The following is a 25,919-nucleotide window of genomic DNA, read 5'->3' as shown; positions in this document are numbered from 1 at the left end:
GCTTCGTTACGTCAGGAGGTTGGCGTTGTTTGGTGGTGCGGATGGCTTCGTTTCGTCACGCCAGGAACGTTCGTTCAAAACGAGAACATTTCGTTGGATTCGGAGACGGCTGTTCAACATCGGTGCGGACAGGGTCGAGGGGGAAGCGGGGCACAGATGAGGATCTGCTCGGTGTTATTGTCGAGAAATTGAGGGGCGGCAGTCACTTTTTGATCGGATAGTGACCGGAATGCGTGTGGCGATGGGAACCGCGTTCGGGAATGCGGGGCGGTAGTCGCGACCGGCAGGAGGTTGGACGCGAAGGAGGGGGAGGAGAGCCGGTTTCGTTCAGACTCACGCGACGAGCGACCGATACAACCCGACGAATCGACATCATCGAACGCGTCTCTCGGCCGGGTGCTGAGAGAGCGCGTTCGATGAATCGTGTGAACCCACGGTGGAGCGGACGTGTGACGATCCTCTGGCTCGCGATGGTCGTTGTGCAAGTCGGGCCGCCGATCGATCTGCCGCCGTTGCCCAATGCTCGGCCGATGGAAGTGAGGACCGGCCCCGCGGTGCCGGCCGAGCGGCACGTGTTGACGGTCGCGGACCTGGAACAGATCGCGCTGCAGTCGAATCCGACCCTTGCGCAGGCGGCCGAGCGAATCGGCCAGGCCCAGGGCAACGCCGATCAGGCCGGGAGGTATCCGAACCCGATTGCCGTCTGGAACTCGCAGAGTCTCGGGGCAGGGGGGACGATGGGGACGCAGGGCGGGTTCGTCCAGCAACCGATCGTCACCGGAGGGAAGCTGCGGATCAACCGGTCGCGCTACGAGGTGGACGTGGAGATTGCTCGGTGGGGGCTGGTGGAACAGCAATACCGGGTCCGGAACGGCGTGCGGCTCCGGAGCTGGCAGATCCTGGCGCAGCAGCGATTGCTGGAGGCCCGCGCCGGGTTGATCCGGATGGCGGACGAGGTGGTGGCGTTGACCCGGGCGAAGGTCGACAGCGGTCACGCCTCAAAGGCCGATCTGCTGCTGGCGGAAAACGACGCCACTGCAATGCGGTTGGACCGCGAGCAGTTGGAGGATCGTTACCAAAACTCGTGGAGAGAACTGGCCGCCTATCTCGGAGTTCCAGGAATGGAGCCGGTTCCGCTGGCGGGCGATCTGGAACGGCAGGCGGCGCCGGTGTCGTGGGAGGAGAGTCTGGCGTACCTGCTGGAAGGGAGCCCGGAGGTCAAGATTGCTGAGCTTCGCGTGTTGCGAACCCAGCGGGATCTGAGACGCGAGGAGGTTGAGCCCATTCCCGATCTGATCCTTCGGGGAGGAGCCGCCCACGACCTTTCGAATGACGACACGATCGGGATCGTTCGGGTGTACGTCGATCTGCCCCTCTGGGACCGCAATCAGGGGAACATTGCCAGAGCGCATCATGCCTTGACCGACGCTCGACAGAACCTGGCCCGGGTTCGATTGTCGATCGAGCAACGCCTGGCTCGGCGATACAACCAGTATCTGACCAGCAATGCCAATGTGAAGCGCTATCAGGAGGAGATCCTGCCCCGATCGCTGCAGGCGTTCGAGATTTACGGCGACGAGTTTCGGAACGAGGAGGCAAGCTATTCTCGGGTTCAGTCGGCGCTGGGGGCCTACACCGATGGGCTTCAGAAATTGTTCCTGGAATACGAGGAACTTCGAAACGCCGAGACTGCGATCGAGGGAATGTTGCTGGTCGAGGACATTGTCGAGTCCACGACCCCCCGGCCCCCGAGTGGCGGGCTGCCCCAGGCCCCTTCGGGAGGGGGAGTCCCGGTCGGGGGACGGCCGTCGAGGGACCCGAACTGATGGCCGATCCGCTTGGGAGAACGATGAGGCGAGGGTTGAGGCTTCGGGAGCACGGCTTCATCGTGGGGCTGATGCTGGCGGTGCTGATCGGTGGTTGCGCGCATCAGCAGTTGAGCATCAGCACCGTGCTGACGGCCAATAGCTTTCAGACGATCATCTATCAGATTGTGCTGAACAACATCGCCATGTTCGCCGACGAACCGACGACCTTGCCCTGGCATGTTCGTGTTCGGGATGGAACGGTGCAGATTCAGGACCGGATCGGCATCGGCCAGCAAGGGGGCGGGTTCTCGACGTTTGAAGGGGGAGGGCTGGGGATCGAGACATATGGTCCGCAGGGCTCTCGGCAAGTGGCGTTGCAGTGGGGAACAGACGCGGTGGGGGATCCGATCCAGCTTTACGCGTTGCAAACGGTCTATCGGCGCGTGCTGGGGCTTCCGCCGTTGCCGGAACCGAACTTCATTGCCGAGGCCAGAAGGATCAGGCCCACGGGTGAGGATTCGGACAATGAGAATTCCTTCGGAGACACCGATCGGGAAACGCGATCGTTGTTGAGCTCGGTCGAGGTGAGTCAGTACGGGGAGGTTCCCCAGGGCTGGTTCTTCATCGGGCGGAAGAAGGACGTGCCGAAAGCGGCCCGTTACGTGGGGCGTCACGGAGACTGTTACGTCTGGGTCATGCCCGAGGGGGTGGGCGGCCTGGCGCGGTTTACCTTGCTGGTGCTGTCGATCGTGAAGTTTGACGCGGCCGAGCAGCAAGGGGGCGGGGGCCTGATGTTCACGCCCGATTGATCGGATCGCCGCCGGACCGGTCGAGGCGGGAGAAGGTCCGGCGGCGAACCGAGCGGGTTGTGCATCAGATTCGGATCAGGTCATGCTGCGTCCGTGCGTGTACTCTTGCTCGATCTGGTCGGCCCGGGAGTCGCCGGCGTCGGGGGCCTCGGCATGGCGGATGATGGCGTCTTCGAGCGGTTCGGCGAGGTCTTCGCCGCGGTCGGGAGCCTCGACGGCCGGTTCGGGGGCGCGGACGAGATGGGGATCGACGGTTGTCTCGTGCGGTCGGTCGGTGGTTCGGTCGTTCTGGGTCGTGAACATGGGACACCTCCCCGCTCAAAGCGGGTAGAGCCAGGGACGATCGGCGCAGCATGAGGCGACGGCCGTTCGGGAGTCCGTCGGTCGAGTCACCTGTGAGGCATGGCCCGATCCCCCGCGATTGGCCGTTTCCGGTCGGCCGATCGAGCGACGCCCCGACAAGGGGCGTCGTCGGACACCAGCAAAGATCGGCCCTCGACGGGAAGACGGGAAACGATCGCGAAGCGATTCGGGGCCGACAGGCTGGAAGTCCGCGGGTATTCTACGATCCGTTTGTGATGTCGCCAAGGGAATCCGCCTCGGGTCGAGGGGTCAGCCATGCGAATCGGAATTCTGTCCGACTCTCACGATCAGATCGGGCGGACGGCCGCGGCGGTGGCCTTGCTGGCGGCCGAGGGGGCCGAGGTCTTGATCCACTGCGGCGACCTGACCGAGCCGGCGGTCGTGCACACGGTGGCCGGGGCGGGGATCGCCTGCCATTACGTGCTCGGAAATAACGACTTCGATCTCGAAGGGATCGAGCGGGCGGTGGTGGCAACGGGGGGGACGATGCTCGGCTGGGCGGCGGAGATCGAACTGGCAGGGCGTCGGATCGGGGTGACGCACGGCCATCTTACGAGCGAATTCCGTCGCTTACTCAAGGCCAGGCCCGATTACCTGCTCTTTGGCCACTCGCATCAATGGCTGAACGAGCGGGACGGTCCGATCCGCCAGATCAATCCGGGAGCCTTGCACCGGGCGAGGGAGTGGACCGTGGCAACGCTCGACCTGGACCGGGATGAGGTGCAGTTTCATCGGGTCCGGTAAGGAGGAGGGACCGGTGGCCGCTCCGTGGAGGACCGTCAAAATGCGGAAATCGGGGTAGGCGGGGGGTGCCTGGTCGCTATAATCCGCGCCAGCGACGCCTGGTCGCTCGCGAATCGGACACGGAAGGAATCGCGAGCGCATGAGGGTTCGAGCAGCCTGACCGGCGAGACGTGGGTCGGTCCTCGATCACCGGAGCGAGTCGTCACGCGATCGATCCGCGTTCTCGAAAGTACGCTCCGAGGGCTCAGAATCAACCCGGCATCATGGAAGGAGCCTCCAATGCGTCTCTGCTTCGTCGAAGACCTGGCCGTGGCCGGCCTGGAGCCGTTGACGCTGACTCGTCCGGCGTATGCCTTGCGACTGGGAGCGGTGACCCTGGGGGAGCGGACCGCTCGGGCCTTTGGGGTCGGTCCGGGACCGGCGCGGAGGGCGGCGATCGTGCGGTCGGTGCTGGAACCGATCGCCCGTGAGCGCGACCCTCACACGATGCTCAACGACGCCGACTGGCTCGCCCAGGGGCCGGTGATCGTGGCCAATGCCCGCTGGGTGCCGCCGAAGAACTTCGAGCCCTCGACAACGGCGGCTCCCTGGCTGGGGCTTTGCAACGGTCGGCCGGCCTGCGCGGTGGTGGGTCCGGAGCGGGCCGTAGCGCTGACGAGTCACCGGGTGGACGAGTGGTTCGACGATCTTTTGGCGAAGGTCGATGGCGAGGAGATCGGCGGGCAGTGGATTGATCGCCCCTGGGATCTCGTGTCCCTGAACGAGCAGGCGATTCGGGAGGATTTCGAGGCGCTCGGCGGTGATTCGGTGACGAACCGGCACTTGCAGTCGATGGCGCTGGTCGGGCCTTCGGATCAGTTGCGGATTCATGAAACCGCGCGGATCGATCCGTACACGGTCTTCGACACGACGAACGGGCCGATCATCGTGGAGCGAGATGTTTGGGTGCAGCCGTTCACGAGGATCGAGGGGCCGTGCGTCATCGGCGCGGGGACGCAGTTGTTCCGGGCGAATGTTCGGGGGGCGGTGACGATCGGCCCAGTCTGCCGAGTTGGCGGCGAGGTGGAGGCGTCGATCATCCAGGGGTACTCGAACAAGTATCACGAGGGGTTCCTGGGGCACTCGTACGTGGGAGAATGGGTCAACCTGGGGGCGATCACCTCGAACAGCGACCTGCGGAACGATTACGGTGAGGTTGAAGTGCCGTTGCAAGGGGACCCGGTGCCAACCGGCCAGGCCAAGGTCGGTTGCTTCATCGGCGACCACACGCGGACGGGGCTCGGCAGCATGCTGAACACCGGAACCTCGATCGGCGTGATGTGCAACGTCTTGCCGGCCGGCTGGCTCCTGCCGAAGCACGTGCCGAGCTTTTCGAGTGTCCTCTGGGGCAAGGTGGCCAAGGGTTTCGAGCTGGAGCAGATGTTCGAGACGGCCAGGATCGTCAAGGGGCGGCGCGGCCTGGAATTCACCGAGGCCGAGGAATCCTTCTATCGCTCGCTGTACGATCAAACGCGACTGGAACGGCAGCGGGCGTTTCAGAAGGCGCAAAGCCATCGAACCGAGCCGCTCCGTTCGGCGTCGATCGCGGCCCGATGAGCCGGGGAGGGCGGGGCGAGCAATTGCAATCGCATGGGGGCCGGGCAATCGCGTAGAATGATCATTGATTTTCCCTCCCCAGTGACCCCTCCCTCTCCGAAACATTCATGGCCTGGATCATTTTGGTGATTGCCGGTCTCGCCGAGGTCGGCTTTACCACCTGTTTAAAGCTGAGCGAGAACTTTACCCGGCCGATCCCCTCGGCCGGGTTTTTGGTGTTGAGCATCCTGAGCTTTGTGCTGTTGACGAGGGCGATTCAGACGATTCCGCTCGGCACGGCGTATGCGGTCTGGACGGGGATCGGCGCGTGCGGCACGGCAATCGTCGGCATCGCGCTGTTCAAGGACCCGCTGACGGGGGGCCGGGTGGCGCTCTTGATGATCCTGATCGGCTCGGTGATTGGGCTGAAGGTGATTTCGGGCGATTGACCAGCGGGGCGGCGCGGGGATGGTCGGCCGGCGCCGAGGAATTGGATCGCGAGGCTCGAACCTGTTGGCCTTGTCGAGCCTCTTAGGATAAGTGGAGAGACGCGCAGCCGGGATGGCTCAGGCTGCTTGAAATCCAGGCATTTTCACCATTGGGGTTCTTTCGATGGCAGGTCAGGATGACGGTGGCAGTTCGCATCATGGGACGGGCGGACGGGACTGGGCGGCATACGTCTTCCTGATCTTGATGGTCTTGATCGGATCCACCACGGCCCTCTCGGCCAAGCTGGCGGTGCGGGAGTTGCCCTTGCCGTTGGTGCCGCTGGTGCGGTTCGGAGTGGCGGGGCTGTGCCTCTTGCCGTTTGCGATGAAGGGCGGAGCGCTGCTGCGGCTTCTTCGAGAAGATCGCGGGCGGGTGCTGGCGTCGGGCCTCTTTTGCGTGGGATTGAATCAACTGTTCTTCCTGACGGGTGCTCGGCTGGCACCAACGACGCATGTTGGCCTGATTTACGCGACGAACCCGTTGTTTGTGCTGTTGATCGCCAGCGCGATCGGCCAGGAACGGCTGAGAGGGGACCGGCTGGTGGGGATTGTCGCCAGCGTACTGGGCGTGGCGGTGATTGGCCTGGGGAGCCTGAGGGGAGACACGTCGGTCGAGGCGTCTCGGGCGATCCTGGGCGATATCTTGCTCGTCGGCGCGGTGGTGACCTGGGGAGCGTACATGATTGTCAGCCGGCCTTTGATCCGTCGGCATGGGGCGATTCCGGCGCTGGCGGGAACGTTCGTGGTTGGCTCGTTGATGGATCTGCCGGTGTCGTTGTTCTTCCTGGACTGGGACGGATCGATCTTGCCGCTGGGCCTGGGGGCGATCGGGAACGCTTCGGCGGTGGCCTGGATCGGCCTGGCGCACCTGACGTTGATTGTCACGGTCTTCGCGCTGGCGTTTCAGAATCTGGCGATGACACGGCTCGATGCGAGCGAGGTGGCCACCTTCGGCAACGCGGCGCCGATCTTGACGGTGGTGTGGGGGTATCTGTTCCTGGGCGAGGCAGTCACGCCCTTCTTGATCGTCGGGGGAGCGTTGACGATCGGCGGGATCCTCTGGACGATCCGCCCGAGACGAGCTCGGGCGGTGGTGCCGGAAGCGGTGGTTGAGGCTCCTCGACCTGTTGAGCTGCCAAGGCCGACGGTAGCCGTACCCTGCGCCGATTGAAGACGCGGGAGATACTGCAGGAGCCTCGGGAATCGCGTCGGAAATCCTGGTACGATCGAATCATCGCCCGGCGGGCAGACGCTCGTCGGGCAAGGGTGGATCGCGCCGGGCCGGCCGCAGCGCCGGCGAGTTCGCGATCGTTGATTCGAGACGGATGCCGGGAGAATGGCAATGCTTCTTCAATCGCTGACGGTTTCTTTGGTGATGCTGGCCTCGCCAGCGATGGTCGAGGAGGACGGGTTCCGGGTGATCTTCGACGGCAAGACGCTCGACGGCTGGAAGCAGGTCGGCCCCGGATCGTTCGAGAAGGTGGAAGACGGGGACGGGTTCAAGACCGTCGGCGGCATGGGGCTGCTCTACTATGAGAAGGAGACGTTCGGCGACTGCGTGATTCGGGTCGTGTACAAGGTGGGAGACGACCGGGATAACGCGGGAGTCTACATCCGGATCGCCGAGGAGCCGGATGACCCGTGGTACGCCGTGCACAACGGCTACGAGGTGCAGATCGTCGATCGAGGAAGCCCGCTGAGCCAGACGGGGGCGATCTATTCGTTTGCCGAGGCGAAGAAAATCGAGTCGAGGCCCGGCGAGTGGAACACGATGAAAATCACGCTCGACGGCGAGGTGATTGCCGTTTCGGTCAACGGCGAGCCGGTTTCGCGGTTCGACCCGACGAGCGACCCGATTCCGCCGCCTCGGAACGACATCGACCCCAAACGTCAGCCGAGGAAGACCCGAGGCTACATTGGCCTTCAGAACCACGGCGACGACGATCTGGTGTACTTCAAGGAAGTGAGCGTCAAGCCGCTCAAGGCCGACTGATGGATCACGGTTGAACCTGAGCCGCGTCAGTCTCGATCACCGGGATGGAGGAGCCGCATGGCGTTGGCTACGACGACAAGGGTCGTGCCAACGTCGGCGGCAATGGCCATCCAGAGGTCGGCCAGGCCGACGGCGGCGAGGAAGAGGACGAGCACCTTGATGCCGATGGCCAGGGCGATGTTCTGACGGATGATCGCCAGGGTTCGTCGGCTGTGGCGGACGAGCCAGGGGAGGCCGCGCAGGTCGTCGGCCATCAGGACGATGTCGGCGACTTCCAGGGCCGAAGCACTGGCAATGCCGCCGAGCGAGACGCTGACGCGGGCCTCGGCCAGGGCGGGGGCGTCGTTCACACCATCGCCGACCATTCCGGTCGGGCCGTGCTGGGCGTCGAGATCCTGAACGGCCTGGGCCTTATCGGCGGGAAGCAGATTGGCGCGATGGTCGGTCAGGCCAAGCTCTCGGGCAATGGCGGCGGCGGTCGCTGAGTTATCGCCCGTGAGCATGACGGAATGAATGCCGAGGCGAGAGAGATCGGCGAGCACGGCGGCGGCCTCGGGCCGGGGGCGATCGGCCAGGCGAATCCAGCCGAGCGGGCCGTCGGTCGTGGAGAGGACGACGGCGGTTCCCGGCTCCTGGGCGGCGTTGTCGATCGAGGCGTGAAACGACGCCTCGCAGAGCCCGGCCTGATCGACATAGCGATGGCTGCCGATGTGATACCGAGATGCCTCGACCATGCCGCTGGCACCTAGCCCGGCCTCGGCCCGGTAGTCGGTGGCCGAGGGGACGGTCAGGTGCTGGTCGCGGGCGTGCCTGGCGATGGCCCGGCCGAGGACGTGGCCGCCGTGATCGCCGAGCGCCGCGGCGATGCGGAGCATCCGGTCGGCCCCCTCGGGGGCCTTGGGAACGACCTCAACGACGCTCGGATCACCCAGGGTCAAGGTCCCTGTCTTGTCGAACGCCAGGACCCGGAGCCGCCCGATCGCTTCGAGGAACTGCCCTCCTTTGACCAGCACCCCCTTCCGCGCCGCACTCGCCAGGGCACTGACGACGGCCACCGGCGTGCCGATGACCAGGGCGCACGGGCAGGCGACGACCAGGACAACCAGGCCCCTCATAATCCATTCCCGCCAGTCGGCCGACTGGCCGGTGGCTTGCAGGAGGAGCGGCGGAACGAGCATCAAGGCCACGGCCAGGCCGACCGCAATCGGGGTGTAGACGGCAGAGAAGCGTTCGATGCTCCGTTCGAGGGGCATGCGACGGGACTGAGCCTCTCGGACGAGGGTCATCGTTCGAGAGAGGACCGAATCGCGCAGGGGTTTGGTCGCCTCGACCTCCAGCGCGCCGTCGCCGTTGACGGTGCCGGCGAAGACCTCGTCACCGATTTCCTTGTCGACAGGGACGGATTCCCCGGTGATCGACTTCTGGTCGATGGCCGAGCGACCAGCGAGAACCCGGCCGTCGATCGGCACGCGCTCTCCGGCCCGGACGCGGACCCGGCGGCCTGGCGTAACCTGCTCGGCGGGAATGACTCGGGTCGATCCATCGGGGTCGATCAGCTCGGCGGTATCGGGCGCGACGGCGAGCAACGATCGCACGGCGCGGCGGGCTCGGGAGAGGCTCTGGGCTTCGAGCGCCTCGGCCAGGCCGAACAGAAAGGCAACGGTGGCGGCCTCTCCCCATTCTCCCAGCAAGACCGCGCCGCCGATGGCCAGCGTCATCAACAGGTGGATGCCGAGGTGGAGGCGTCGCAAGGCCCGCCAGGCTTTCGGGAGCAGTTCGACGATGCCTGCCAGGATGGCGACGGCGTAGCCGACCATCGCCACGACGAGAAGCGTGCCGGTTCGATCCGACATCCACCCGAGCCATGCGGCCCAGTCAGCCGAGGCTCCGACAAGAAGCGAGAGGCCGGAAACGGTGGTCCACCCCCAGTGACCGAACCAGGGACGGGCGGCCTCGTCTGGGTCGTCGCTCGACGGGGTGATCGCCAGCGCCTCGTTCAGGGGTTCGGTCGCCATGCCGGCGATCCGGGAGACGCGCCCGGCCAGTTCGCTCGGGTTGGTCACGGCCGGGTCGAAGTCGACGGCGACGGTTCCCTCGGGCGGGTTGATGTCGAGGGAGGAGACGCCTGGGGCTCCATCCAGGGCAGACCGGATCGGTGGCACCTCGCTGGGGCAATCGAGCCCCTTGACCTTCAAGGTGCAGCGAGCCTGCCGCTCCATGCTCGAACGCCTCCGAGTCGAGGTTCGAGGCTCGGGCGCTCCCTCCCGACCGTTCGGGACGATGCGAGCCTTGGGGCCTTCGGACCTCCGAATTATAGACGGAGACGAAAGTTGGGGAAATGCGTCGTTACGACCGGACGGTCACTTCGACATTCTTGCCACGAATCTTGAGGAAAAAGTGACTAAGGCCCCGCATTTTTCCGATGTTATTTCCGTACGACACGCGATCGTTGGAAGAGCCAGCGATCACGGTGACCGGTTCCGATTCCGATCGATCTTGTAGGAGACACCCCCATGTACCAATTTCAAAATTGCACGCATCAAAAGAGTTTACTGACATGTCTCGCATTCGAAATCCCCGCTATGCCCCCGAATTCCTGGAACGACGACTGAGCCCCTCATCCTTCGGCCTGGTTCCGACGGCGGAGGTCTCAACCTTCTCGAACGTGGCCATGGAAGCCAGGATCACGGAGGAACCCCTGCCGCGAGATCAAAACGGCGATCCGATTCCGGATCTCCCGACGGACGATGGACCTGGCCAACCGGCTCCGATTTGACCTCTAATCTCCAGAATTGATTCGATAGATTTACAAGTAACAGCATGGCCCTGCGTCCCTGGCGCGGGGCCATGCTGCTTGATTGCGCTTTAAAGTTCAGACAAGCAAGTTTATCAAAAAAGCGATTTTGCCTTCATTTGAACGATTTTGATATTAGTAAGTCTAATAGCCGATTGAGAGAAAATGCATCAGAATTCGATTCCGCCGATTCGCCCGGCGAGTTCAGCCCGTTTCCCATCGAATGCCGTGTCTGAATAGAAGATTCTCTCGATGAAGCCGGGACTATAAGTTCTGGCCAAGGCAAGTTCGTCGGCTGCTTTACTGAGATAGGTCAGGTCATCGTCGGCTGCGGCAGCGAACGCTCTGGCACGAGCATAATGCCCTTCTCCCCGATAATGGCCGAACTCCCCTGCATAATCTGAAGCGATTGTTGCCAGTCGAATGGCCTCTTCTGAATGACCCTGACGAAATTGCTCGGCCGAGAGAAGAACGTAGGCGATCAACGCTGTCGGCTGTTGCTGAAGGAAGGAATCAAAATTCGGGTCATCAACTGCAATTCGGTAATCTTCAATTGCTTCAGCGGAGCGCCAGGCTCGTTGAAGCCCGATCGCCCGACAAAATCGAGAATAGACGTGAGCGGGTTCAACCGCGAGGATCCGGGAGAACTGGTCGATCGCGTCCTGGGTTCTGCCTTCATTAAGTAGGCTTCGAGCGACGCTTGCTCGGAGGCCGATTTCGGTCAAGTCATCGTCGGCTTCGCGGGCAAGAATGACTGGAAGGGTGTCGGGGTCGATTCCAGTCGTATTTGCAACTGCCCCGTCGGTAATCACCGAAAGGTCGAGTCGGAGGCGTCTCCAGGGCTCTCGTGCCCCGCGCACCGATCCAAGGCGGACCTGTTGAACAGATTCTTCCACGAGGTCCCATCGCTTCAGTCGGGCGCCAAGGGTCGCAAGAGCCTGCCAGCCGGTCTGCCATCGAGGCTCAATTTCAACGGCTTGACGACTGTGTGTGACCGATTCGTCTTCGGAGCCGAGATGGTACTCGCTCGATCCCAGACCCAGCCAGAGCAAGGCGGATTCAGGATGGAGGTCGAGGCAGCGTTGGTACGAATGGCGGGCGGTTGCGAAGTTGCCGATCTGATAGGCCGAGGCGGCGAGTCGGACGCGGGGCCAGTAAAGGTCGTCGCGGTCGAGCAGGGCGTTGGAGTAGTGGGTGATGGCGACAGCGAAGCCGATCTGATCGGTCGAGATTCCCATGGCCGAGGCCTCGTCGGGGCGAAGAGCTTCGGCGCGGACGCCCTGGAGGTAGCTGAGAAGCCAGCGGGGAGGAACGCTCGTGGGCGATGGGCGGGGAGGATTGGTCGGAAGTCCAAGTTGAGAACGAAGGAGTCGGGCCGTCGTCTCCAGGGGTTCGAGTGAATGATGTCGGAGGATTCGGTCAAGGACCTCGACCGCGCGACGGCGATCGTCGGGGAAGGGGGCGTAGCGAGATCGGGAAAGCTCGATTCCGTAGCGAAGCGCCTGTTCAAGAATGAGAGCGCGGGCGTCTGAGCGGTGCGGTTCGTCGAGCCGGAGAATCGGTTCGGAGTTCCAGAAATCGTGGTCGTTGCTAGCGCCCATGAGCCCGTATGCGTCGAGCAACCGTTCCGCGAAATCAATGCGACCTTCCGGAGGAGTCATCCCGGAAGATCGATACGTGTAGATCGAATGGGCACTGGACTCGGGATCGGACACAAATCGGAAATAGGCTTGACGCTCGGCCTCGTTCAGGGCGTTCTGCGTGGTGGTCAGTTGCCGTTTCGACTCGGTCTGGTCTTCCTGAACCTTGGCCGCGGCGACGGAGGCGATCAGGCCGAGACAGATGCAGCAGGCCGCGGCGAGGAAGGGGCGTTGGTGGTAGTGGAGCCAGCGAGAGAGTTCGACCCAGAGTGGAGGGGTGGTGTGGAGCAGGGGGAGGCCCGATCGCCAGCAATCGAGGTCGGCGGCGAGCTGAGAGGCCAGGCGGTATCGGCGCGTCGGGTCGGGTTCGAGGCAGCGGCGGAGGATGGCCCGAAGGCCAGGGGGGATCGAGACAAGCTGGCGGCGGGCGGAGGGGTCGCCGGCGGCGCGATCGGCGGCGAGCAATGCAGCCAGCGCGCGGCCCGATCGAGGAGATTCGTCGGGCAAGGGGACCGACGGAGGGACGCCCGTGAGCGCCTCGCGGAGGATCAGGCCAAGGGCATAAACGTCGGCCTGGTGGCAGGCGGAGGGGCAGGGGGGGGAGGCGGTTTCGGGGCTGGCCAGCGCTCGGAGACGCTCGGGAGCCATGTAGGCGAGGGTCCCGCCCATCTCTCCCGAGGATCGAGAATGAGCGGCCGGTTGCCAGTCGGTCGAGAGGTTGAAGTCAAAGAGCATCGGCTGGCCGTCGCCCCCGATCAGGATGTTCGAGGGCTTCAGGTCACCGTGGATCACGCCGCGCTGGTAAGCGTGGTCGAGCGCCTCAGCCAGGCGAGCGATCACCCAGGCGACGGCTCCAGCATAACTGAGCGAGGCGAGCAATTCTCGGGCGGGTCGGACAGGAGTGGCCGCGGTGTATTCGGGGGCCGAGCAGAGGTCGAGATCGGCCAGGAGGTCGAGGCCACGTTCCGGCCTTCGACTGCGTCGACGGCTTTCCTGGAGAACCTCGCCGAGAGTTGCCCCACCGACAAAGGGCATGAAGATCAGTTGCAAGCCGTCGTCGGTGATCCGTTCCCGGAGAATCGGAACAATGTGAGGGTGCGGGGCTCGGGCGAGGTATCGGTGTTCGGCCGACGGGCGGTCGGTGACCTTCAGGACAAGCAAGCGGTCTTCCAGCTCGGCATCGGCGGCCAGGTAGACGTGAGCAAAGCCGCCGCGGCCCATCTCGCGCAGAAGGCGATACGGGCCGACCTCATCGCCGGGCTTCAAGGGGCTGGTGGCCTGGCCCTGACCGAACGAGATCGTTGGCAGCACATCGTGCAGCGCGATCAGTCGGAGCAACCGATCGCGGTACTCGGGGAATCGGCCGACGAAGTCCTCGACCGATGGTTGGTGCCCGGACGACGCTTGCAGGCAGAACTCGTGGTAGATCAGCTCCAGGCGTGTTTCGGGATCACCAGGAGGAAGGCGGTCGAAGAACTGCTCGGCGCGGGGGTGTTCGCCCTGCTCCCAGCGTCGGGTGAAGTCTTCGAGCAGCGTTTCGAGCGCATGGCTGACGGTCGAGACGGCCCCAGACACGGCGTTGGAGGCCGAAGGAGCGGCCCAGACACGCAGGCGGTCGAGTTCTCGCCTGGCTTCGGAGGAAAGCAGGTCGGAATTCGAGTCGAGCGGTCGGGGAGGGCGGCCGGGGGTCGGCATCATCGCCATTGCCGTTGCTCCATGCGCTGCCGGGCATCGTCAATGAGCCGACGCACCGAGCGTTCATTGACACCGACACGCTGGGCGATTTCGTCGAAGGTCAGCCCCTCGCTGCGCAGGCGGAGGGCTTCGGTTTCCCAGCCCGACCGTCCGGCGGTGAGCTGGTCCATGCACTCCTGTTCCTGAAGGTTCTGGCTGGGGGTCGGGTCGGCCGAGGGAACGTCTCGGGGTTCGTCGCGATTGCCGCGGCGGATGTAGAGCGGCTCTTCGCGTCGAAGGTTGTATTTCTGAGTCCGGGTGCGGCGCCGGTACTCCTCGTGAACCTTGTTCCAGGCCACCCCGCTGAGGTAGGCCCGCAGATGCTGCTGGTTTTCGAACCGGGACGGATCGACCCCGTCTCCCGCGAAGACACTGGCCCAGACCAGTTGCACGAAGTCCATGGAATCGAACTGAGCGCGCAGGAGGCGAGGTAACTGCCGACGGACGGCGAGCCGGACATCGGGCTCGAACTCGTTCAGCAAGGTGTTGAGGGCTTGCTCGTCGCCGGCTTTGGCCTGGGCGATGAGGTCGGCGAAGGTGGTCTCGTTCATCGTGCCACTCGCCCCGAGATTGAAGATCGGACGTCCGAGTCAACTCCTTGGCCCGACAGCGCCGTCGGGCCGATCCGATCGGGGAGCTTCGGGGGTCGAGATTCGATCGGAACCTCTCCGACCCAAGGGCTCGATCACCGAATGACGCTCGGGAGGCGTCATTTCTTAGTTTACGTGCTCCACCGGGCAAAGACACCTCAAAATAGCACAATTTCTTCGAGGCGTGGGCCGAGACCTCCGGCCTGATGTCGAAATTCCTCGATCGGACGCCCCAAGGCGGGCACAACGCAATTTCGCGGAAATCTTCGGACAGGATTTTCCAGAATCGTGTCCGGTTCCGTTCTTTGATTGCAACACGAGAGTTAAGGCCTTGATCACGAGAACGCCCCGATCCGGCACAATTCGCCACCTGAGCATGACTTTGTTAGGCCGAATTGGGGTGTCCGTCGCGACGACAGGCAAGGAATGAACGCTCTCGGCGGATTCGAGGTGACTCCAAGGCCCGGACCACCTCAGGGACGCAGGGAGATGAAGGCCGAGATGATCGGTCGAACTCCTGAGACCACCAGCGAGGAGCAGCCACCGATGGGACGATGCTGCACCAGGGAACAGACCTACGCGACGCCGCTCGGGGATTATCTTCGTGAAATCCGCGATCACGACCTGCTGTCCGCCGACGAGGAAATCGAACTCGCCGAGGCGATTCGAACGGGGGACGAAGCCGCTCGGACGCGCCTGATCGGAGCCAACCTGCGCCTGGTCGTCAAAATCGCCCGCGACTTCGAAGGCCGAGGACTTGCCCTCGAAGACCTGGTTGGTGAAGGGAATCTCGGTTTGATCCGAGCCACCGAAGCCTTTGACCCACGGTTCGGGACACGATTCAGCACCTACGCGAGCCACTGGATCAAGCAGGCGATTCGTCATGCCCTGATCACGACGACGGCCACCATCCGTTTGCCGGCGCACATGGTCGGTCTCTTGACCAAATGGCGCCGAGCCGAGCGTCATCATCTGAGAGAGTTCGGCCAGCCGGCCAGTTTCGAAGAGCTGGTGGTGACGCTTGGGCTTTCGGACGCAAAGTGCCGGATGGTCGAGAAAGCGCTGATCGCCTGCCGCCTGATGCCGGTTGGCGGCGATCGGGATGACGGGGACACCCTGAACGAGACGGCCGACCTTCGGGATGCCCCGGATGCATCGCTCGAATTCGACGACGATCGTCGCGACCTGATGCGACGGTTCAAGCGGCTCGATGACCGGGAGCGAACCATCCTGACGCTTCGCTACGGACTCGGCGATCACGACGCGATGACGCTGAAACAGATCGGCCTCCATCTCGGCGTGACCCGCGAATGGGTCCGAAAGATCGAGGTTCGCGCCGTCCGCAAACTTCATGACGACTGGACTCCCCGGCCCTCGCGCCCCAAGCGGCGAGGCCGGGCCTCGCGATCGCGGAGCAGACGCTCTCCCGCTCCATTGCTCCAGTTGGTCTGAGCCCTCCCGGCAGGACCAGGAGCCCCCCGGCGACGACCGACGCACTCGATGATGAGTCGTCAACTGGCGGCGGGCGGGTCCCCGGGATTCTCGGCCGACTCCTTCAACATCGAAGGGGTCGGCCGTGTTTGTTGGCTCCCCGACGTGCAGGGATCGCGGTCAAGAGTTTGGTTGAAAAACGTCCACAGAGAGGCCGAAGGATCCGCAGAGGCGGTTCGAACGGCATCTCCCGCGATCGGATCGAGCGGGAATTGCCAGGTTCGCCTTGCCCATGTGGGACAATTCTGGTGTAGTGCGTCCGTTTCCCCTCCGAGGGCGTCCTGCTCTTGCGCCGACATCTCATCCCTCAGGCGGGATACGCCCGGGAGATGACCTTTGATTGCCCCCGACCGAGGTGTGACGAGCGACGACCCGACTCGGTCCTCGAACCGCCGGTAGGGCCTCATGTCCCGACTTCCCATCGTTCCCCTGCTCCTGTTCGGACTGGTTCTCGTCACCGGAACCGGTTGCCGATCCTCGTTTCAGGGGAATTTCCTGAGACGCGATCTGGCCCAGGCTCCCGTGGCGCAGGCCGACCAGCCCGATCCCGATGAACTGGTTCGTCGGGTCGCCCTGGAACACGATCGGCGCTCGCAACTGGTCCAGGCGCTCAAGGTCTCGGATCTGAACATCAAGATCGATACCTTCCGCGACCAGAACGGCAACGAGCGCTCTCCCTTGCTGGGAGGCACGGCCAGCGGCGTGATGGTGATGGAGCGGGCGAGGAATCTTCGGGTCACGCTCCGAAAGCCTCCCGGGATGGCGGTGGCCGACATCGGCTCGAATGACCGGGAGTTCTGGTTTGCCAACGACCTATCGAACGAGATGGTGATCGGGTCGTATGCCCAGACCGAAGGGTTTGCCGACCCGATGCTCGCCTCGGTTCGTCCCGACTGGATCTTCGAGGTCCTGGGCCTGGAGCCGTTGCCGGCCGATCTGGAAATTGCTCCGGGAGAGTCGGACGCAACCTTGACCCTGATCGAACAGCGACGGCTCCCGAACGGCTCGACAATGGTCAAGGAGTCGATCCTGAGCATTGCCGAACAGCGGATCATCGAGCACCGCCTGTTTACCGAAGGGCGAGGCGAGCTGATCGCCCGAGCCCGGGTCGAGCGACCGGAAACAATCCGGCTGCCGGCGACCGGCGGAGCCGAGCCTCCAGAGACAATCCAACTGCCGCGAGTCGTCCGGTTGACCGTTCCCGAGATGGCCGAGCTGACCATGTATCTTGGGAGCATCAAGCCGAACCCCACCGATGATTTCGCGGCCAATACCACCTTCGATCGGCCGGTGAAGGAAGGCTATCTGGTCGTCGACGTGCTGGAGCTGGCCCGATCGCAGGGGATGGTGCTGGCCGATCAGTCGTCGTCGTCTCCGATCCCACCGCCGGCAACCGCTCGTGATCGATCACCCACCTTCTCATCGTCTCCGGGGTCGCTCTCCTTGCCGAGAAGTGATCGTGAGGTCGCTCGGACCGAGGATGTCTCGCTCGGTGCCCGAGGGCAGGGGGGCAATTCGGGATTCCAGTCGATCTCGGAGCGATCTCCCGTGTCGCTCGACCTGCCGTCTCCGTCTCGATCGGCCGCGGGTAGGGGAGCAGGGGCGGTGGAAATCCGCCGGCAATCGTGGGAGTCGGTCGAAGGGAACCGGTTCCGGCGGGGAGCCCTCGGGCGCGAGTGAGATCGGGATTGATCGTTCGAGGGCTCGGGGCAGGGGGCTTTCGACGGTTACGGCGCTCGCCGTCGCCTGCACCGGGCGCTCATGAGGCAGGCTCGGATGACGGGTGATTGTCCCGGACAATGGCGAGGACCGCCTCGTGCAATCGTCCATTGGAGGCGAGCACGCTGGACACGGTCAGGTCCAGGGGGGCTCCCAGGCAGTTCGTGACCCGACCACCGGCCTCCTCAACGAACAGTCGACCGGCGGCGAAGTCCCACGGGGCGAGCTGGTACTCGAAAAAGGCGCCGAACTGCCCGCAGCCGACCATGCAGAGATCGAGCGCGGCGGTGCCGAATCGTCGAATCCCGTGAATGTTCTGCCGGAACAGGCCGGAGATGGAGCGCAGGGTCGCCTCCATCATCGCCCCACGATCATAATAGAATCCGACGCCGATCATGGATTGATCCAGGCGTTCATGATCTGCAACCCGGACCGGTCGGCCATTCTGAAACGCCCCTGCCCCCCGGATCGCGGTGAACCGATCGCCGCTGACCGGACTGAGCACGATGCCGCACTGCGCCGCTCCCTCGCGGTAGTAGGCGATCGAGACGGCGAAATGGGGCAACTGATGGGCAAAGTTATTGGTGCCGTCGAGCGGGTCGACCACCCAGAGGTGCTCGGCATCGAGGTCGCCGTGCTTCGCTTCTTCCTCTCCGAGGATGGCGTGCTCGGGGAAGGCGCGGTGCAGGACATCGACGATGGCGCGCTCGGCCTCAAGGTCGGCATCGGTGATCAGGTTGCCGATGTCCTTCGAGCGGTGAGAGACTCCTTCACGCCGATAGCGCAGCAAGACCTCTCCGGCAGCCTGCGCGGCCTGTTCGGCGACCACAAGTTCAGGTGTTGGCATTCGTGTGTCTTGAGGGAACAGTGTCGAGTATCGGGCCATTCCGGCAGTCCAGGCCCATCATTATGGCGAGGATTGCCGTGGGAGGGAAGCAGGAGGATGCAGGAGTCACTCCTGGCACTTGCGTGGTCGGAGGAACGCCATCGGACCCAACGAAGAGTGCACGCATGATCTTTTGGGGTTATGTCGTGCTGGTTGCTTAACCGTTCCAGGTGGCGCGGTGAGAACGACTCGGGCGCGCGGTCCGAGGGGGTTGATGACATCCTGCAACATGAGACGCGATTTTCGACTGGAATGCGCGCGGGGGATTGGGTAAGTTTCCGGATACTTTCTCAAAGCTTCTCAGAACGATCAACGAATCCAAGCTCGTTCTGAGCAACACGACGACGACCGCCTTGGATGTGTCAACCAGACACACGAAATCGCATTCCCAGTCGTCCCTCCCCTTCGTCTCTTGATTCACCTGTTCCAATCACGGCATTCTGCAACCATGCACCGCTTCACGCGACGCACACGATGCTCTGCGCTCAAGTTCCTTCCACTCGACGCGCTCGAATCACGAACCCTGCTCAGTCTCGGCGCCGCCTTGCCGGTCGCCGAGGCACCACCTGCGCAACAGGAGTTGTACAGCAGTGAGCATATTATCGTTCGCTATCGCCCCGATGCGATCGAGGCAGCCTCAGGTCATGATCTCGCAGGCGCCCTGGTGCCCGGCATGCGAACCGTTCCGGTCCGTGAAGGAAGCTCGGTTGAGGAGGCGCTTGCCTTTGCTCGAAGCGACCCTCGGGTGCTTTACGCTCAACCGGATTATGTTGTTTCGATCACGGCGTCTCCCGACGATCCGCGGTTCGGTTCTCTCTGGGGGTTGAATAACACGGGGCAGAGCGTGGGCGGATTGCCAGGGGCCGACATCAGCGCGCTTGAGGCCTGGTCGGTCACGACGGGCAGTCCCGACGTGATTGTCGCGGTAATTGACACCGGAATCGACCTGACCCACGCCGATCTCGTGCCGAATCTTTGGGTGAATTCCGGTGAAGTCGGCAGTAACGGACAGGATAGTGACGGCAACGGCTACATTGATGATCTTCATGGTTGGAACTTTGTGAATGACTCTCCGAATGTTCAAGATGACCATAATCACGGAACCCACGTCTCGGGAACCATCGGCGCGGTCGGCAATAATGCGCTGGGTGTCGTTGGGGTGAACTGGAATGTGAAGTTGATGCCATTGAAGTTTCTTGACTCATCTGGCCGAGGCTACACGAGTAATGCCATTAAAGCGTTGAATTATGCAGTCGAGATGGGGGCACACGTTTCGAATCATAGCTATGGCGGCGGCGGATACAGCACTGCGTTTGTCGATGCGATTGCCGAAGCGAGGGCGCGGGGGCACATTGTTGTGACCGCGGCCGGGAACAACGGCTCCAATAATGACCTGAACCCGACCTATCCTGCCAATTATGAGGGCGACAACCTGATCTCGGTGGCCGCCACGAATGCGTATGACCAGATCGCGGGTTTTTCGAATTACGGTGTCAATACCGTCCATCTTGGAGCGCCGGGTGTCTCGATCCTGAGCAGCGTCCGCCATGGCTCATATGGCTACATGTCTGGAACATCGATGGCGGCGCCGCACGTCACGGGGGCCGTTGCCTTGATCCGTGGCCTCCATCCGGACTGGTCTTACGACCAGGTGATCGCCAAGGTGCTGGCGACCGTCGACCCGCTGTCCGAGCTTGACGGAGTGGTCATCACAGGCGGACGCTTAAATCTTGGTCGCGCGGTAACGAGCGAGACGAATGGACCTCAGATCGAGTCTGCAATGGCTCTTGCCGGCGCCGAGAATCGGATTCGCCTGCGATTCAGCGAGGCCATCCGTCCCGATTCGTTCACGATCGAGGACGTGCTTTCACTGACGGGTCCGGAAGGGCAGGGGGTGTCGATCGGCTCGGTCTCGGTGGTCCCGGGATCGGCCGACCGCGAGTTCGACGTGGTGTTCTCCTCGGCCGGGGTTGGCACCTACCAGATTGTCGTCGGCCCGAAAATCCTGGACCTGGCCGGAAACTTCGTCGACCAGGATCGGGATGGTCTCAACGGGACGGTCCCCTCCGATCAGTTCGAGGCATCCGTCACGGTGACTGCCCCTCCCACCGCGACGGTCCAGATTCTCGACGATACGCAATCCGGCTATGCGGAGGTGGGTTACTGGCGGTACTCCGTGCTGGGCGGTTTCGATCAAACGAGTCGCTACGCGGCGGCCGGCGACGGCGCGGCGACGGCGACCTGGAGCTTTGCCGTGACGCCGGGGGCCAGCTATCGGGTCTCGGCGACCTGGTCGGCGTCCCCGAACCGGGCGAGCAACGCGCCGTTCCGGCTGCTCGATGACGGGCAGGTGCAGGAGACAATTCTCGTCGATCAGCGTCAGACCCCCGGTGCGTTCACCGAGCAAGGCGCGGGCTGGGAAGACCTGGGGGTGGTGACTGTTTCCTCAGGCGTGCTCCAGGTGCAGTTGAGCAACCGGGCCGACGGGTTCGTCATCGCCGACGCCATCCGCATCGAAGAAGTACCAGCCCCCCCTCCGCCCCTGGTTCAGGTGCTCGACGATACGCAATCCGGCTATGCGGAGGTGGGTTACTGGCGGTACTCGGTGCTGGGGGGCTTTGATCAGACGAGTCGCTACGCGGGTGCTGGCGACGGATCGGCGACGGCGACCTGGAGCTTTGCCGTGACGCCGGGGGTCAGCTATCGGGTCTCGGCGACCTGGTCGGCGTCCCCGAACCGGGCGAGCAACGCGCCGTTCCGGCTGCTCGATGACGGGCAGGTGCAACGGACAATTCTCGTCGATCAGCGTCAGACCCCCGGCGCGTTCACCGAGCAAGGGACGGGCTGGGCGGACCTGGGGGTGGTGACTGTTTCCTCGGGCGTGCTCCAGGTGCAGTTGAGCAACCGGGCCGACGGGTTCGTCATCGCCGACGCCATCCGCATCGAAGAAGTACCAGCCCCGTCGTCTTGGTCGTCCTCGTTGATCGAACTCGCGTTGTTCGACGAGAACCTCTCGAAGGCTTCCCGACGGTCTCCGGTTCTGACCGGGGTCGATGGCAGTCTGTTGGACGAGCTTGCTCAGGACTTCCTGCGCGGTTGACGCTCCTGCCAGGGATTCTCGGGGCGGATCGCCTGATCGCCTCAATGGGACGATCCGCCCCGAAGATGCCGCCCGCAATGGGTCTGATAATGGACCTTATGCTCGTTTCGGCGGGGTGTGACCTCGGAATGATGTCATTCCGTCTCGGCAGACAGTTTTCCGCAGCAACAGCGACGTGGAGCGGCCCCGGTCTCGAACATCCGTGTCCGGGACCGGGGCCGCTGCTCACCGTGCATCAATCACCCGGAAGGCGGAACTTATCGGCTCGACGCGGACAGGGTGGAGTCGGATGCCGAACCCTCGGCGATTCGCCAGGATCGGACGCTGCCGCCGCTGAGGCTCGACTTCAGAAGCGTGAGCGCCGAGGAGTTTTCGGTCGGTTCGGGAGGATTGGGTCGAGCGTTGGTGAACGTGCGGGTTTCCCGAGCGACGGGCCGGGCATCAACGCGGGAGGCGGAGATCACGTTGACGTTGCTCGGCGTCGGGTCGAGGCTCGCCGGAGAGAGGGTCGGTGGCGCGGCCGGAGCTTGCTCCGAAGCCCGAGTTCGGGTGGCCACATTCGGCGAGGTGAACTGGGAGCGAGACGGAATTTGGGTCGGGGTTGGGGCTGAACTTGGGGCTGGGGTCGGAGCAGGGGCCGGAGCCGGAGTCGAGGCTGGTGTGAATGTTACGGTTCGCTGAGCGACGGGAGCGACCGAGGGCCGGACGGTGCTGGTTGCGGTCGATCGGGGGGTGCTGGACACCGGCATCTGCAAGACGGTTCTGGGGGCGTCGTTGACTCGGAAATCAATCTTGGTGTTTTCCCGACCGACAACCACGTCTCGGCGGCCGACCAGGCGGTCGTTCACGCGGACCTCGACCTGGTGAACACCGGGAGTCACCTCGGCCTGGTAGCCGCCGGACGACCAGGTGGTCACGCGAGACGACTGGCCGGTGCCCGAGTTGGTGATCGTGACCTCGGCGTTGGAAACCCCTTCGCCCAGATCATAGAACTGGTCGTTGTTCGAGTCGTCGAAGACCACGCCGAGAATCTTCGGGGCGGCCTCCTCCTTGCGGGCGAAGACCTGGGTAACGACCAGCTTCGTCTCGGTCGAGGGCGTGGGAGAGCCGAAGGGGGTGGATCGATCCACCGAGACTTCCACCGGCAAGATGGCCACGCCGACGTCCTGATGGCTCTCGTTGCGGTCGGAGGAGGTTTGCAGGATGTTCTCTCGGTGCGGGTCCTGGGAGTTGCCAGGCCCGTAGTCGGCCAGGAAGGCCCGCATGGCGTGTTCAGAAGAATCGACGCCGTAGATGATATTCTCGGCAACGGTATCGGGATTGCCGTATCCGGCGGCAATCACTCGATCGGTGGCGGTTTCCAGCCCCTTGGGGCCGTCGTGGGTCTGACCGCCGAGGCGAATCTGGTATTCGGTGTGCCGCTTGGCCGCGTCGGCGAGCGAAGCGTCCCAGGCGACCGGAGGTCGGGAGTCGGAGGACGCAATGTCGGAGATGACGGACTCAACCGAATCGCCGTCCCGGGTAATTGCGGTGATGGCCCCCCGGGTCAACCCTTGCTCCACCCGCTCAGCGGCCGACTCGGGATTGATCAGTGCCTCGTTGATCAGTTCCAGCATCAGTTGCTGTTCGCCGGTCACGTCGGCAGACAGGAGCTTGCGGGCTTCCAGAGTCTCCAACCGAGGCGATCGTCGCGTCGTGGGGCGAGCCATCAAGACCTCCCTGTCTTGGTTGAGCCCTGTCCCTGCCATAGGGAAGGGCACGGAATAGAAGAATTATTGGCGATTCGATCGTCCGTCTTGAGCGGCATTGGCGGTTGAAAATCGCCGTTGCCAGATGTCAAGAGCAATCGCAATGGCTGTGCCAGAAATCTTTCGAGTCGTGACAGATCTCTGGCGATCGTTCCGTAACTTACTGCCATTCATCATGATACAGGCCCGGAGTTTCCTGGTTTCACACCAGGAAATCGCCGCCGCCCAGCACGCATTTTCCCCCGGTCGGGACCGCCTTTTTACAAGAGTGGAGGTAGGAACTCCAAACGCAAGTTTCGTTAAAGATTGAAGTTGCGCCGGACGACCTGTGAAGGTGTTCCGGTTGTCGGGATCATGCCGAGCCCTGCCGAGCGACGCAATCGACCGACGCCGTGGTCTTGAAGGCCCTTTGGCTGCGCGGATAGCCTGTGGGCGGTCGGTCTTCCTCCGGCCCGCCCATCCGGCCCGGCGATCGTGCCGAGCATTCGTGGTTGCAATGAGTTCGCATCGAGGGAAAAGGGTCTCATGTCTACGGCTCAGGACGACTCCGTGGCTCGTGTCGCTCAGGCGGTGGCCGAGGGAAAGCTCTCCGAGTCGGCGGCGAAGAACATTCGCCGCTGGTTGATCGAGTCGCCGTTCGTCCCCTACCGCGATCGGCTCCGAGCCGACATTGAGCAGCAGCGCTGGCGAGAGCTGGACGACGCCTTTTTCGCCGTTCTCGAATTTGGGACCGGCGGACGCCGAGGCCGGATGTACCCGATCGGCACGAACGTCCTGAACGAGCGCACCATCGCCGAGAGCGCCCGAGGCTTGGCCGATTACGTCACCTCTCGCAAAGGATCAGACGCGAAGCGGTCGTGTGTGATCGCCCGAGACGCCCGGCGCAACTCGAAGGAGTTCGCCGAGTGCTGCGCCCGAGTCCTGGCCGGGGCCGGATTCACGGTCTACCTCTTTCCCGAGCCGCGATCGACCCCCCTGCTCTCCTTTGCCGTCCGACATCTGGGGTGTGACGGCGGAATCATGATCACCGCCTCGCACAATCCGCCATCGGACAACGGCTTCAAGTGCTACGCGAGCACCGGGGGCCAGGTCATCCCCCCCGACGACTCGGGGATCATTGCCTGCGTCGAGGCCGTCTCCGAGCGTGAAATTCCCGAAGTCTCGATGGACGAAGGGCTCAAGGACGGGTCGATCCAGCTTGTCGGCGAGGAGATTGATCGGTCCTTCATCGCCGCCGTCGTCTCGCAGTCGGTTTCCGACGCGAGGAACGCCTCGATCGTCTACACGCCGATGCACGGGGTCGGCGATTCGGCCTGCGGCGAGGCGCTTCGGGCGGCCGGATTTGCGAAGGTCAACGTCCTCGAATCGCAGCGTCAGCCGGACCCCGACTTTTCGAACGTCCCCGGTCACGTGGCCAATCCCGAGGTCCCCCGGACGCTCGAACCGGCAATCGAGGAGGCTCGCCGCACCGGGGCCGATCTGGTGATCGCCAGCGACCCCGACGCCGACCGGATCGGCGTGGCCCTGCCCGTCGGCCCCTCGTCGGCCGGAGCCTGGACGACGTTGACCGGCAACCAGATTGGTGCCTTGCTGGCGGCCTTCGTGGTGGAACAATGCCAGAAGGCCGGGAGCCTCCGCCCCGATCATTACATGGTCACCACCCTCGTCAGCACGCCGATGACCCGCTCGATTGCCGAGCAGGCCGGGATCGGCATGGAAGACAACCTGCTCGTCGGGTTTAAGTGGATCGGCCAGCGGATCGACCGCGCCGGGCCGTCGAACTTCCTGTTCGGGTTTGAGGAGTCGCACGGCTACCTCCGCGGCACCCATGTCCGCGACAAGGACGCTGCCGTCGCTGCGTTGCTCTTTGCCGAGCTGGTCGCAACCCTCAAGGAGCGCGGCCAGACCGTCCTCGACTACCTCGATGAGCTGTACCGCAAGCACGGCCACTACGGCGAGGCGTTGATCAACAAGGTCTACGAAGGTCGCACGGGCCTCGAAAAGATCCGGTCGCTCATGGCCGCGCTCCGCGAAGATCCTCCGCACCAGATCGGCGGCCTGGCGGTGACGCGAGTCGACGACTACGGCCGCCACGAATCGCGTCGCCCGGGTTCAAGCGCTCCGCCAACCCCCCTGCCCGAGCCGTCCGGCGACCTGCTCATCTTCACGCTCGACGCCCCCGGCACCCGATTTGCCGCTCGACCCTCCGGGACCGAGCCGAAGATCAAGTTCTATCTGTTTGCCCGGACCGACACCTCGGGCCTTGCCGACGGCGCGAGTGTCGACACCGCCAAGGCCGAAACCGCCCAGCGGCTGGAACAGATGGCCGAGGACATCCACCGTTACATCGCCTCGAAGGTGCCCGAGGAGTCTGCCTGAGCCGCCCTGGCCCCTTCCGATCGAGCCGGCCGGGTTCCTTCAAGCGACCTGCTGGAGG

18 protein-coding genes are annotated in these 25,919 nt (G+C 63.8%); 12 read left to right on the top strand and 6 right to left on the bottom strand.

Going from position 1 to position 25,919, the window contains the following annotated elements:
• Positions 1-449: 449 nt before the first annotated feature.
• Both GA615_RS18755 and GA615_RS18750 read left to right on the top strand, forming a co-directional pair.
• Positions 450-1,826, top strand: a complete 1,377-nt coding sequence (locus tag GA615_RS18755; RefSeq protein ID WP_161602419.1) for a TolC family protein — start codon at positions 450-452, stop codon at positions 1,824-1,826.
• Positions 1,826-2,617, top strand: a complete 792-nt coding sequence (locus GA615_RS18750; protein WP_152052853.1) for a hypothetical protein — start codon at positions 1,826-1,828, stop codon at positions 2,615-2,617. Before GA615_RS18755 ends, GA615_RS18750 begins: the two co-directional genes overlap by 1 nt.
• A 75-nt stretch (positions 2,618-2,692) precedes the next feature.
• Here the strand turns inward: GA615_RS18750 and GA615_RS18745 are convergent, their stop codons facing one another.
• Positions 2,693-2,920, bottom strand: coding sequence for a hypothetical protein (locus tag GA615_RS18745; RefSeq protein WP_161602418.1), 228 nt, complete (start codon positions 2,918-2,920; stop codon positions 2,693-2,695).
• Positions 2,921-3,235: 315 nt separating this feature from the next.
• On the opposite strand from GA615_RS18745, the gene GA615_RS18740 reads away from it, so the two are divergent.
• From GA615_RS18740 to GA615_RS18720, 5 genes are all read left to right on the top strand, one after another.
• Positions 3,236-3,724, top strand: a complete 489-nt coding sequence (locus GA615_RS18740; protein WP_152052851.1) for a YfcE family phosphodiesterase — start codon at positions 3,236-3,238, stop codon at positions 3,722-3,724.
• Between the two features lie 279 nt (positions 3,725-4,003).
• Positions 4,004-5,320 (top strand): putative sugar nucleotidyl transferase, encoded by a 1,317-nt coding sequence (locus GA615_RS18735; protein WP_152052850.1) that lies wholly within the window; start codon positions 4,004-4,006, stop codon positions 5,318-5,320.
• A 107-nt stretch (positions 5,321-5,427) separates the two neighbouring features.
• Positions 5,428-5,748 carry a DMT family transporter gene (locus GA615_RS18730; RefSeq protein ID WP_152052849.1) on the top strand — a complete coding sequence of 107 codons (321 nt, stop codon included), beginning with the start codon at positions 5,428-5,430 and terminating at the stop codon, positions 5,746-5,748.
• Between the two features lie 163 nt (positions 5,749-5,911).
• Positions 5,912-6,958 (top strand): DMT family transporter, encoded by a 1,047-nt coding sequence (locus tag GA615_RS18725; protein WP_152052848.1) that lies wholly within the window; start codon positions 5,912-5,914, stop codon positions 6,956-6,958.
• Between the two features lie 165 nt (positions 6,959-7,123).
• Complete coding sequence (locus tag GA615_RS18720; RefSeq protein ID WP_152052847.1) at positions 7,124-7,780, top strand: 3-keto-disaccharide hydrolase; 657 nt, start codon at positions 7,124-7,126, stop codon at positions 7,778-7,780.
• Between the two features lie 26 nt (positions 7,781-7,806).
• Here the strand turns inward: GA615_RS18720 and GA615_RS18715 are convergent, their stop codons facing one another.
• Positions 7,807-9,999, bottom strand: a complete 2,193-nt coding sequence (locus GA615_RS18715; protein WP_152052846.1) for a heavy metal translocating P-type ATPase — start codon at positions 9,997-9,999, stop codon at positions 7,807-7,809.
• Between the two features lie 338 nt (positions 10,000-10,337).
• Between GA615_RS18715 and GA615_RS18710 the strand changes: the two genes are divergently transcribed.
• Positions 10,338-10,556: a hypothetical protein gene (locus tag GA615_RS18710; protein ID WP_152052845.1), complete on the top strand. Its 219-nt coding sequence runs from the start codon at positions 10,338-10,340 to the stop codon at positions 10,554-10,556.
• A gap of 188 nt (positions 10,557-10,744) precedes the next feature.
• Here GA615_RS18710 and GA615_RS18705 read toward each other — a convergent pair whose 3' ends face one another.
• Entirely contained in the window at positions 10,745-13,918 is a 3,174-nt protein-coding gene (locus tag GA615_RS18705; protein WP_152052844.1) for a protein kinase domain-containing protein, read from the bottom strand.
• A complete protein-coding gene (locus GA615_RS18700; protein ID WP_152052843.1) occupies positions 13,909-14,499 on the bottom strand; it encodes an RNA polymerase sigma factor in 591 nt (196 codons plus the stop codon). The genes GA615_RS18705 and GA615_RS18700 overlap by 10 nt, the downstream gene beginning before the upstream one ends.
• A 540-nt stretch (positions 14,500-15,039) precedes the next feature.
• Between GA615_RS18700 and GA615_RS18695 the strand changes: the two genes are divergently transcribed.
• Both GA615_RS18695 and GA615_RS18690 read left to right on the top strand, forming a co-directional pair.
• The gene (locus tag GA615_RS18695) at positions 15,040-15,990 is read left to right on the top strand and encodes a sigma-70 family RNA polymerase sigma factor (protein ID WP_161602417.1); all 951 of its coding nucleotides are present in this window, start codon (positions 15,040-15,042) and stop codon (positions 15,988-15,990) included.
• 444 nt (positions 15,991-16,434) lie between these two features.
• The gene (locus GA615_RS18690; protein WP_152052841.1) at positions 16,435-17,709 is read left to right on the top strand and encodes a hypothetical protein; all 1,275 of its coding nucleotides are present in this window, start codon (positions 16,435-16,437) and stop codon (positions 17,707-17,709) included.
• Positions 17,710-17,788: 79 nt separating this feature from the next.
• Here the strand turns inward: GA615_RS18690 and GA615_RS18685 are convergent, their stop codons facing one another.
• Positions 17,789-18,595, bottom strand: a complete 807-nt coding sequence (locus GA615_RS18685) for an inositol monophosphatase family protein (RefSeq protein WP_152052931.1) — start codon at positions 18,593-18,595, stop codon at positions 17,789-17,791.
• 487 nt (positions 18,596-19,082) lie between these two features.
• Here GA615_RS18685 and GA615_RS18680 point away from each other — a divergent pair, with 487 nt between their 5' ends.
• A complete protein-coding gene (locus tag GA615_RS18680; protein ID WP_152052840.1) occupies positions 19,083-21,734 on the top strand; it encodes a S8 family serine peptidase in 2,652 nt (883 codons plus the stop codon).
• A gap of 257 nt (positions 21,735-21,991) precedes the next feature.
• Here the strand turns inward: GA615_RS18680 and GA615_RS18675 are convergent, their stop codons facing one another.
• Positions 21,992-23,443: a CAP domain-containing protein gene (locus tag GA615_RS18675; RefSeq protein WP_161602416.1), complete on the bottom strand. Its 1,452-nt coding sequence runs from the start codon at positions 23,441-23,443 to the stop codon at positions 21,992-21,994.
• Between the two features lie 564 nt (positions 23,444-24,007).
• Between GA615_RS18675 and GA615_RS18670 the strand changes: the two genes are divergently transcribed.
• Complete coding sequence (locus GA615_RS18670; protein ID WP_152052838.1) at positions 24,008-25,861, top strand: phospho-sugar mutase; 1,854 nt, start codon at positions 24,008-24,010, stop codon at positions 25,859-25,861.
• Positions 25,862-25,919: the final 58 nt, after the last annotated feature.

The sequence above is a fragment of the Tautonia marina genome (assembly GCF_009177065.1).
Taxonomy (GTDB): Bacteria; Planctomycetota; Planctomycetia; order Isosphaerales; family Isosphaeraceae; genus Tautonia; species Tautonia marina.
Note: the sequence above shows the minus strand (reverse complement) of the source record. Positions and strands in the feature narration are given on the sequence as shown.